Genomic DNA, 8,143 nt, shown 5'->3' with positions numbered 1-8,143 from the left:
GGCACCCGCAGCCCCTGCCGCCGCACCTGCGCCGGCCCAGGCGACGATTGATTTCGACAAGGTGCATGGGGTGATCCAGGAACGCTGCGCCGTATGCCACTCGGCCAAGCCCACCAGCCCGCTGTTCAGCACCGCCCCGGCCGGGGTGATGTTCGATACACCGGCACAGATCCAGCAGCAGGCGGCGCGCATTCAGGCGCAAGCCGTGGCCAGCCAGATCATGCCGCTGGGCAACATTACCCAGATGACCCAGCAGGAGCGCGACTTGATCGGCACCTGGATCAACCAGGGAGCCCGTACCAATTAACAACTGATTCACACAGATCCAAATGTGGGAGCGGGCTTGCCCCCGATGGCGGTGGGTCAGTTACAGATGCATTCACTGACACACCCTCATCGGGGGCAAGCACCCTCCCACAAGGGATTTGTGGTGAGGTTGAGATCGAGTTACACCCGGCAATTGAATGCCAAACAACACAACAATAAAAAGATCCGAGGTGTTGCATGACCGAGTTAGTCGAACCGCAGATTCCTGCCGCGCCCGCTATGGTGCGGCTGCCCCTCTTGCAACTGATTCTGGTAGGCCTGCAACACGTCTTGCTGATGTACGGCGGCGCCGTCGCCGTGCCCCTGATCATTGGCCAGGCCGCCGGCCTGAGCCGTGAAGAAATCGCCTTTCTGATCAACGCCGACCTGCTCGTGGCCGGCATCGCCACCCTGGTGCAGTCATTCGGCATCGGCCCGGTGGGCATTCGCATGCCGGTGATGATGGGCGCCAGTTTCGCCGCCGTCGGCAGCATGGTTGCCATGGCGGGCATGCCCGGTATCGGCTTGCAGGGCATCTTTGGCGCGACCATCGCCGCCGGGTTTTTCGGCATGTTGATCGCGCCGTTCATGTCCAAAATCGTGCGCTTCTTTCCGCCGCTGGTGACCGGCACCGTGATCACCGCCATCGGCCTGTCATTGTTTCCGGTGGCCGTGAACTGGGCCGGCGGTGGCAGCGCCGCCGCCACATTCGGCTCGCCGATTTACCTGGCGATTGCTGCCCTGGTATTGGCTACCATCCTGCTGATCAACCGCTTCATGCGCGGCTTCTGGGTGAATATCTCGGTGCTGATCGGCATGGGCCTGGGCTACGCCCTGTGCGGCGTTATCGGCATGGTCGACCTCAGCGGCCTGGCCGCAGCCCCGTGGGTGCAGGTGGTGACGCCGCTGCATTTCGGCATGCCCAAGTTCGAGTTGGCGCCGATCCTGTCGATGTGCCTGGTGGTGGTGATCATCTTTGTCGAATCCACCGGGATGTTCCTCGCGCTGGGCAAGATCACCGACCAGGCCGTCACACCAAAGATGCTGCGCCGTGGCCTTTTGTGTGATGCCGGTGCGTCGTTCTTCGCCGGGTTCTTCAACACCTTCACGCATTCTTCGTTTGCGCAGAATATCGGCCTGGTACAGATGACCGGCGTGCGCTGCCGTTCGGTGACGATCATGGCCGGGGCCTTTCTGATTGTGCTCAGCCTGCTGCCCAAAGCCGCGTTCCTGGTGGCGTCGATTCCACCGGCGGTGCTCGGCGGCGCAGCGATCGCCATGTTCGGCATGGTCGCGGCCACCGGGATCAAGATCCTGCAGGAAGCCGACATCGCCGACCGGCGCAACCAATTGCTGGTGGCCGTGAGCATCGGCATGGGCCTGATCCCGGTGGTGCGCCCGGAGTTCTTCGCGCAACTGCCCCTGTGGATGAGCCCGATTACCCACAGCGGGATCGCCATGGCGACGATCAGCGCGTTGTCGCTGAATATCCTGTTCAACATTCTCGGCGGTGCCGAACGCCCCGCCGTCGCTCACACGCATTGATTCCTTCGTTCGCATAAAAACAATAACGAAACAGGGAACACCCCATGCACACCACTCACCCGGGGCCGGCCACGCGCCGTGCCCCATTCTCGCCCCATGCGCTCTTTAACAGCGCACTTGAGCCAAGGCTTTGGAGCCAGTATTCTCCGCGCCCGCTCGAATCGACTCAAAAAAAAACAGCGAATGTAAAAGCTGACTGCAAGGCCAACTTATCCCGGCCCCACGTCTGCTGCCAAAGTGCGCAAAAGTCCTCTGAATTCGACTGCATCCGATGCAGCCGACGGGGATTTTTTGGCTTTTTAAACACCTTGGCGCAGCTCTTGCTAAAAGCATCAAAGCTGACCGAACAGACGATTTTTGCAGCGAACCAAAAGGCGCCACACCAGAGCGCCTGCGTAGAAGAAAAACCACAAAACTTTAACTCGGGAGCAACCGAATGAAACCTATGTTCAAAGGCCTGATGCTGGCGGGATCCCTGCTGGCCGGTGGCCAGGCCGTGGCCGGTGACTTGTTGCAATGGCAGAACAACAGCCTGACTTACCTGTGGGGCAAGAGCTTTACCGTTAACCCGCAGATCCAGCAAACCGTGACCTTCGAACATGCTGACGCCTGGAAGTACGGCGACAACTTCTTCTTCCTCGACCGCATCTTTTATAACGGCAAGGAAGACGGCAACGTCGGCCCGAATACTTACTACGGCGAGTTCAGCCCACGCTTGTCGTTTGGCAAGATATTGGACAAGGATTTGTCACTCGGCCCGATCAAGGATGTGCTGTTGGCCTTCACTTACGAGTTCGGTGAAGGCGATAACGAATCGTACTTGCTGGGCCCTGCCTTTGACTTGAACATTCCGGGTTTCGATTACTTCCAGCTGAACTTCTACCAGCGCCAGACCGAAGGCAATCGCCCGGGCGATGGTGTATGGCAGATCACCCCGGTCTGGTCGTACACCATCCCGGTGGGCAGCTCCGACATCCTGATCGACGGGTTTATGGACTGGGTCACAGACAACGACAAGAACGCCCGCGGCACCTACCACGCCAACCTGCACTTCAACCCGCAGGTCAAATATGACCTGGGCAAGGCACTGCATTGGGGCGACAAACAGCTGTACGTGGGCTTCGAATACGACTACTGGAAGAACAAGTACGGGATCGAAGACACCGGTGCGTTCAAGACCACCCAGGACACGGCGAGCTTCCTGGTGAAGTACCACTTCTAAAGAACACAGCAGGACAAAATGTGGGAGGGGGCTTGCCCCCTCCCACATTTTTAGCCCTGTGCGATGCCGAGGAACCGTGTGATCTCATCACGCTTGGCCAGCGCATCTTTGCGCCCCAGCTCAATCAACTCGCTGCAATACCCCGCCTCGAACAGCAAGTAACTCAATACCCCCGCCCCACTCGTCTTGGTCGCCCCCGGCCCGCGCAGAAACAGGCGCAAGGCCGCCGGCAATTCCTGGCGATGACGCGCCGCGATTTCATCAATAGGCTGGCTCGGCGCAATCACCAGCACGTCAACCGGCGCCAGGCCTCGGGCCGCGCCGTCGGCTGGCTGGAAATGGCTGAACTGGTTCAGGCGTTCCAGCAGTTCGATATCACTTTCGAGGCTGTCGATAAACGTGCTGTTGAGCATATGCCCACCGATCTGTGCCAGCGTGGGTTCCTGGCCGGTGTAGGTGCGCTGCATCGACGGCTCGTTACCCCGTGGGTTGCCGCTGACGCCGACCACCAGCACGCGGGTAGCCCCCAGGTGCAACGCCGGGCTGATCGGCGCCGATTGCCGCACCGCACCGTCGCCGAAATATTCCTGATCGAGCTTCACCGGGGCAAACAGCAAGGGGATCGCCGAACTGGCCAGCAGGTGTTCGACCGTGAGCTGCGTGGGCATGCCGATTCGTCGGTGGCGCAGCCACGCATCAATGGTGCCGCCGCTTTGGTAGAAGGTCACGGCTTGCCCGGACTCGTAGCCAAAAGCGGTGACCGCCACCGCCTGTAAATGCTGGTTGCGAATGGCCTCGTCGATACCGTCGAGGTTCAAGCGCTCTTGCAGCAGCTCGCGCAACGGCGAGCTATTGAGCAGCGCCACCGGCACCTGGGCGCCGAGCCCCAGCAGGCTGTGGACAAAAAAGCGGCTCGCCTGGCGAATCACCCCCGGCCAATCGCTGCGCAACACCAGGTGGCTGCGAAAGCCCTGCCAGAAGGCGGTGAGTCGCCCGATAGCAGCGCGAAAGTCCATCGCGCCACTGGCCAGGCTGACTGCATTGATTGCACCGGCAGACGTGCCGACGATCACCGGGAAAGGGTTCGGCGCGCCCGGCGGCAACAGCTCGGCAATCGCCGCCAATACGCCTACCTGATACGCCGCTCGCGCCCCGCCGCCGGAAAGAATCAAGCCTGTAACCGGTTCAGCTGGGCGCATCGCATCACTCCATGTGGGGAAGGTCGTTATTGTCAGCGGCGTTTTTCGTACAGCTTGGGCTCACCCGGTGGCCGGCTCTTGAAGCGGCGATGGGTCCACAGGTACTGCTCGGGGCATTCGCGCACCGAAGCTTCGACCCACTGGTTGATGCGCAGGCAGTCGGCTTCATCGCTTGCGCCGGGGAAGTCGGTCAGCGGCGGGTGGATCACAAGGCGGTAACCGCTGCCGTCGGCCAGGCGCTGTTGGGTGAACGGCACCACCAGCGCCTTGCCCAGCTTGGCGAACTTGCTGGTGGCAGGCACCGTCGCGGCCTGGATGCCGAACAGCGGCACGAACAGGCTTTGCTTGGCGCCGTAGTCCTGGTCCGGCGCGTACCAGATGGCGCGGCCGGCGCGCAGCAGCTTGAGCATGCCGCGCACGTCTTCGCGCTCTACCGCCAGGGAATCGAGGTTGTGGCGCTCGCGGCCTCGGCGCTGGATGTAGTCGAACAACGGGTTGCCGTGCTCGCGGTACATGCCATCAATGGTGTGCTTTTGCCCCAGCAGCGCAGCGCCGATTTCCAGGGTGGTGAAGTGCAGGGCCATCAGGATCACGCCCTTGCCATCCAGCTGGGCCTGCTTGAGGTGCTCAAGGCCTTCGACGTGGGCCAGGCGCGCCAGGCGCTGGCGCGACCACCACCAGCTCATGGCCATCTCGAAAAAGGCGATGCCGGTGGAGGCGAAATTTTCCTTGAGCAGCTTCTTGCGCTCTTTGGCGGATTTTTCCGGGAAGCACAGTTCAAGATTTCGCGCGGCGATGCGGCGACGCTCGCCGGCCACCCGGTACATGCCCGCTCCCAGCAGGCGACCAATGGTCAGCAACGCGCGGTACGGCAATTGGGTGACCAGCCACAGCAGGCCGAGTCCCAGCCATAACAGCCAAAAACGCGGGTGAAAAAATACAGCTCGAAAACGCGGGCGATCCATTACAGATTCCGGTAAAGACAGGGCCGCGCATTCTACAACGGTTCGACTCGGCTTGCGGCCAGTGAGTGTTCTCGTTATAAGTCTCGACACTTTTCGTGACAAGCCGCTTTTGCCGACCATGAGCCAAACCGAACCGCTAGACCAAGATCCCGTGTTCCAGCTGAAAGGCAGCATGCTCGCCATCACCGTGCTGGAACTCGCCCGCAACGACCTCGACGCCCTGGACCGCCAGCTCGCCGCCAAGGTCGCCCTGGCCCCGAATTTCTTCAATAACGCCCCACTGGTGCTGGCCCTGGACAAACTGCCGGCCGGCCAAGGGTCGATTGACCTGCCCGGCCTGATGCGTGTGTGCCGCTCCCATGGCCTGCGTACCCTGGCGATTCGCGCCAGCCGCATCGAAGACATTGCAGCAGCAATCGCCATTGAACTGCCAGTACTGCCACCGTCCGGTGCTCGCGAGCGTCCGCTCGAACCTTCGGTCGGCGAAGTGAAGAAAAAACCGGAAAAACCACCCGAGCCGACGATCAAGCCTACAAAGATCATCACCACTCCCGTACGCGGTGGGCAGCAAATTTACGCCCAGGGTGGCGACCTGGTGGTGATCTCCTCGGTCAGCCCCGGAGCGGAACTTCTCGCCGATGGCAACATCCATGTATACGGCCCGATGCGCGGGCGTGCCCTCGCCGGCATCAAGGGTGATACCAAGGCGCGGATTTTTTGCCAGCAGTTGACCGCTGAACTCGTGTCCATCGCAGGCCAGTACAAGGTTGCAGAAGATTTGCGCCGTGATCCGCTGTGGGGGGCCGGGGTGCAAGTCAGCCTGTCGGGCGATGTGTTGAACATCATCCGTCTTTAACGGATACTGCCGCATTTTCCAAGCATCTCTAGACTCTGATAGCACAGCGAAACCGGCAAGACTTTCGTAGGAATCATTGAAAGTTGGCGTTTCCCCTAAGGAAACCACCTCTTTTTCCTACCAAAGCTGTCCGCCTGCAGCGAGTTCCAAGAGATGTTTTTCAGGGGCTGAAAAGTCCTTTTTCCTTAGGGGTGAAACACCTTGGCCAAGATTCTCGTGGTTACATCCGGCAAGGGTGGTGTGGGTAAGACCACCACCAGCGCCGCTATCGGTACCGGCCTCGCTTTGCGCGGCCACAAGACAGTCATCGTCGACTTCGACGTCGGTTTGCGTAACCTCGACCTGATCATGGGCTGCGAACGCCGCGTGGTGTACGACTTCGTCAACGTGGTGAACGGCGAAGCCAACCTGCAACAGGCCCTGATCAAGGACAAGCGCCTTGAGAACCTGTACGTACTGGCCGCCAGCCAGACCCGCGACAAAGACGCGCTGACCAAAGAAGGCGTAGGCAAGGTTCTGGCCGAGCTGAAGGAAACCTTCGAATACGTGGTGTGCGACTCCCCGGCCGGTATCGAAACCGGTGCTCACCTGGCGATGTACTTCGCCGATGAAGCCATCGTGGTGACCAACCCGGAAGTCTCCTCGGTACGTGACTCGGACCGTATGCTCGGCCTGCTGGCCAGCAAGTCCAAGCGCGCCGAAGAGGGGCAAGACCCGATCAAGGAACACCTGCTGCTCACCCGCTACAACCCTGAGCGCGTCAGCAATGGCGAAATGCTCGGTGTTGAAGACGTCAAGGACATCCTCGCCGTGACCCTGCTGGGTGTGATCCCGGAATCCCAGGCCGTGCTGAAGGCTTCCAACCAGGGCGTACCGGTGATTCTCGACGACCAGAGCGACGCCGGCCAGGCGTACAGCGATGCCGTCGATCGCTTGCTGGGCAAGACCGTGGAACATCGCTTCCTCGATGTTAAGAAGAAGGGATTCTTCGAGCGTATCTTTGGAGGCAACTAAACAATGAAATTTCTCGACTTCTTTCGCGCCAACAAAAAGCCAAGTACCGCGTCGGTAGCGAAAGAGCGTCTACAGATCATCGTGGCGCACGAACGCGGCCAACGCAGTACACCGGATTACCTGCCAGCCTTGCAGAAGGAATTGGTCGAGGTGATCCGCAAGTACGTCAACATCGGTAACGATGACGTACATGTCGCTCTGGAAAACGACGGCAGCTGCTCGATTCTGGAACTCAATATCACCCTGCCTGATCGTTAATCGAAAGGGCGGCCGCCACGGCGGCTCGGTCACCTGGATCCCTTTGCGGGGTCTGGGTGGGCGAGCCGCCGTTGGCGTTTGTTACGAGACTGTTTAATGCCGCTGTCCACTATCCACATCCTGCATCAGGACGACGCTGTCCTGGTGGTGAACAAACCGACCCTGTTGCTTTCGGTGCCTGGCCGCGCCGACGACAACAAGGACTGCCTGATCACCCGCCTGCAGGAAAACGGCTACCCTGAAGCCCGCATCGTCCACCGCCTGGACTGGGAAACCTCGGGGATCATCCTGCTGGCCCGCGACGCCGATACCCATCGCGAACTGTCCCGCCAGTTTCACGACCGCGAAACCGAAAAGGCCTACACCGCCTTGGCCTGGGGCCAGCCGCAACTGGACAGCGGCAGTATCGACATGCCCTTGCGCTACGACCCGCCGACCAAGCCGCGCCACGTGGTCGACCATGAATTCGGCAAACACGCGCTGACGTTCTGGAAGGTGCTGGAGCGTTGCGGCGACTGGTGCCGGGTTGAGCTGACGCCGATCACCGGGCGCTCGCACCAGTTGCGCGTGCATATGCTGTCGATCGGCCACCCGTTGCTCGGTGATGGCCTGTATGCCCACGAACAAGCCCTGGCCGCCTGGCCGCGCCTGTGCCTGCATGCGAGCATGTTGAGCTTCACCCATCCGCAAAGTGGCGAGCGCTTGCGCTTCGAGTGCCCAGCGCCTTTCTAGCCTAGCAATCCAGTCAAAAAGTGGGAGGGGGCTTGCCCCCGATAGC

The 8,143-nt window shown here is 60.8% G+C and carries 9 protein-coding genes and 1 pseudogene; 8 read left to right on the top strand and 2 right to left on the bottom strand.

All coding sequences use genetic code 11. From position 1 onward, the window contains the following. The 4 genes and pseudogenes from WBR57_RS23595 to WBR57_RS23580 all read left to right on the top strand — a co-directional run. Positions 1–307, top strand: a pseudogene (locus WBR57_RS23595) (urate hydroxylase PuuD); the annotation flags it as partial. 197 nt (positions 308–504) lie between these two features. After that, a complete protein-coding gene (locus WBR57_RS23590; RefSeq protein WP_424087146.1) occupies positions 505–1,851 on the top strand; it encodes a nucleobase:cation symporter-2 family protein in 1,347 nt (448 codons plus the stop codon). 44 nt (positions 1,852–1,895) lie between these two features. Beyond that, the gene (locus WBR57_RS23585; protein ID WP_424087144.1) at positions 1,896–2,291 is read left to right on the top strand and encodes a hypothetical protein; all 396 of its coding nucleotides are present in this window, start codon (positions 1,896–1,898) and stop codon (positions 2,289–2,291) included. Beyond that, positions 2,288–3,073, top strand: coding sequence for an outer membrane protein OmpK (locus WBR57_RS23580; RefSeq protein WP_236418450.1), 786 nt, complete (start codon positions 2,288–2,290; stop codon positions 3,071–3,073). Before WBR57_RS23585 ends, WBR57_RS23580 begins: the two co-directional genes overlap by 4 nt. 50 nt (positions 3,074–3,123) lie before the next feature. Here the strand turns inward: WBR57_RS23580 and WBR57_RS23575 are convergent, their stop codons facing one another. Together WBR57_RS23575 and WBR57_RS23570 are read right to left on the bottom strand one after the other, a co-directional pair. Beyond that, positions 3,124–4,272, bottom strand: a complete 1,149-nt coding sequence (locus tag WBR57_RS23575) for a patatin-like phospholipase family protein (protein ID WP_424087141.1) — start codon at positions 4,270–4,272, stop codon at positions 3,124–3,126. Between the two features lie 32 nt (positions 4,273–4,304). Next, positions 4,305–5,237, bottom strand: a complete 933-nt coding sequence (locus WBR57_RS23570; protein ID WP_424087139.1) for a lipid A biosynthesis lauroyl acyltransferase — start codon at positions 5,235–5,237, stop codon at positions 4,305–4,307. Between the two features lie 118 nt (positions 5,238–5,355). On the opposite strand from WBR57_RS23570, the gene minC reads away from it, so the two are divergent. The 4 genes from minC to WBR57_RS23550 all read left to right on the top strand — a co-directional run bounded on the left by minC (position 5,356) and on the right by WBR57_RS23550 (position 8,097). Continuing rightward, positions 5,356–6,093 (top strand): septum site-determining protein MinC, encoded by a 738-nt coding sequence (minC, locus tag WBR57_RS23565; protein WP_424087137.1) that lies wholly within the window; start codon positions 5,356–5,358, stop codon positions 6,091–6,093. A 201-nt stretch (positions 6,094–6,294) separates the two neighbouring features. Beyond that, on the top strand, positions 6,295–7,107 hold the full coding sequence (gene minD, locus WBR57_RS23560) for a septum site-determining protein MinD (RefSeq protein WP_065887939.1): 813 nt from the start codon (positions 6,295–6,297) through the stop codon (positions 7,105–7,107). 3 nt (positions 7,108–7,110) lie between these two features. Continuing rightward, entirely contained in the window at positions 7,111–7,365 is a 255-nt protein-coding gene (gene minE, locus WBR57_RS23555; RefSeq protein ID WP_003175252.1) for a cell division topological specificity factor MinE, read from the top strand. Between the two features lie 96 nt (positions 7,366–7,461). Then, the gene (locus WBR57_RS23550; RefSeq protein ID WP_424087134.1) at positions 7,462–8,097 is read left to right on the top strand and encodes an RluA family pseudouridine synthase; all 636 of its coding nucleotides are present in this window, start codon (positions 7,462–7,464) and stop codon (positions 8,095–8,097) included. Positions 8,098–8,143: the final 46 nt, after the last annotated feature.

This window comes from Pseudomonas sp., from assembly GCF_049590575.1.
In the GTDB taxonomy this organism is placed as follows: domain Bacteria; phylum Pseudomonadota; class Gammaproteobacteria; order Pseudomonadales; family Pseudomonadaceae; genus Aquipseudomonas.
The sequence above is the reverse complement of the archived record's forward strand: the minus strand, read 5'-3'. Positions and strand labels throughout refer to the sequence as shown.

What these genes read in the sequence shown, in the direction of transcription:
- WBR57_RS23580 (WP_236418450.1), top strand. Translation starts at nt 2,288, where the DNA reads ATGAAACCTATGTTCAAAGGCCTGATGCTGGCGGGATCCCTGCTGGCC.
- minC (WP_424087137.1), top strand. Translation starts at nt 5,356, where the DNA reads ATGAGCCAAACCGAACCGCTAGACCAAGATCCCGTGTTCCAGCTGAAA.
- minE (WP_003175252.1), top strand. Translation starts at nt 7,111, where the DNA reads ATGAAATTTCTCGACTTCTTTCGCGCCAACAAAAAGCCAAGTACCGCG.
- WBR57_RS23590 (WP_424087146.1), top strand. Translation starts at nt 505, where the DNA reads ATGACCGAGTTAGTCGAACCGCAGATTCCTGCCGCGCCCGCTATGGTG.
- WBR57_RS23585 (WP_424087144.1), top strand. Translation starts at nt 1,896, where the DNA reads ATGCACACCACTCACCCGGGGCCGGCCACGCGCCGTGCCCCATTCTCG.
- WBR57_RS23570 (WP_424087139.1), bottom strand. Translation starts at nt 5,237, where the DNA reads ATGGATCGCCCGCGTTTTCGAGCTGTATTTTTTCACCCGCGTTTTTGG.
- WBR57_RS23575 (WP_424087141.1), bottom strand. Translation starts at nt 4,272, where the DNA reads ATGCGCCCAGCTGAACCGGTTACAGGCTTGATTCTTTCCGGCGGCGGG.
- WBR57_RS23550 (WP_424087134.1), top strand. Translation starts at nt 7,462, where the DNA reads ATGCCGCTGTCCACTATCCACATCCTGCATCAGGACGACGCTGTCCTG.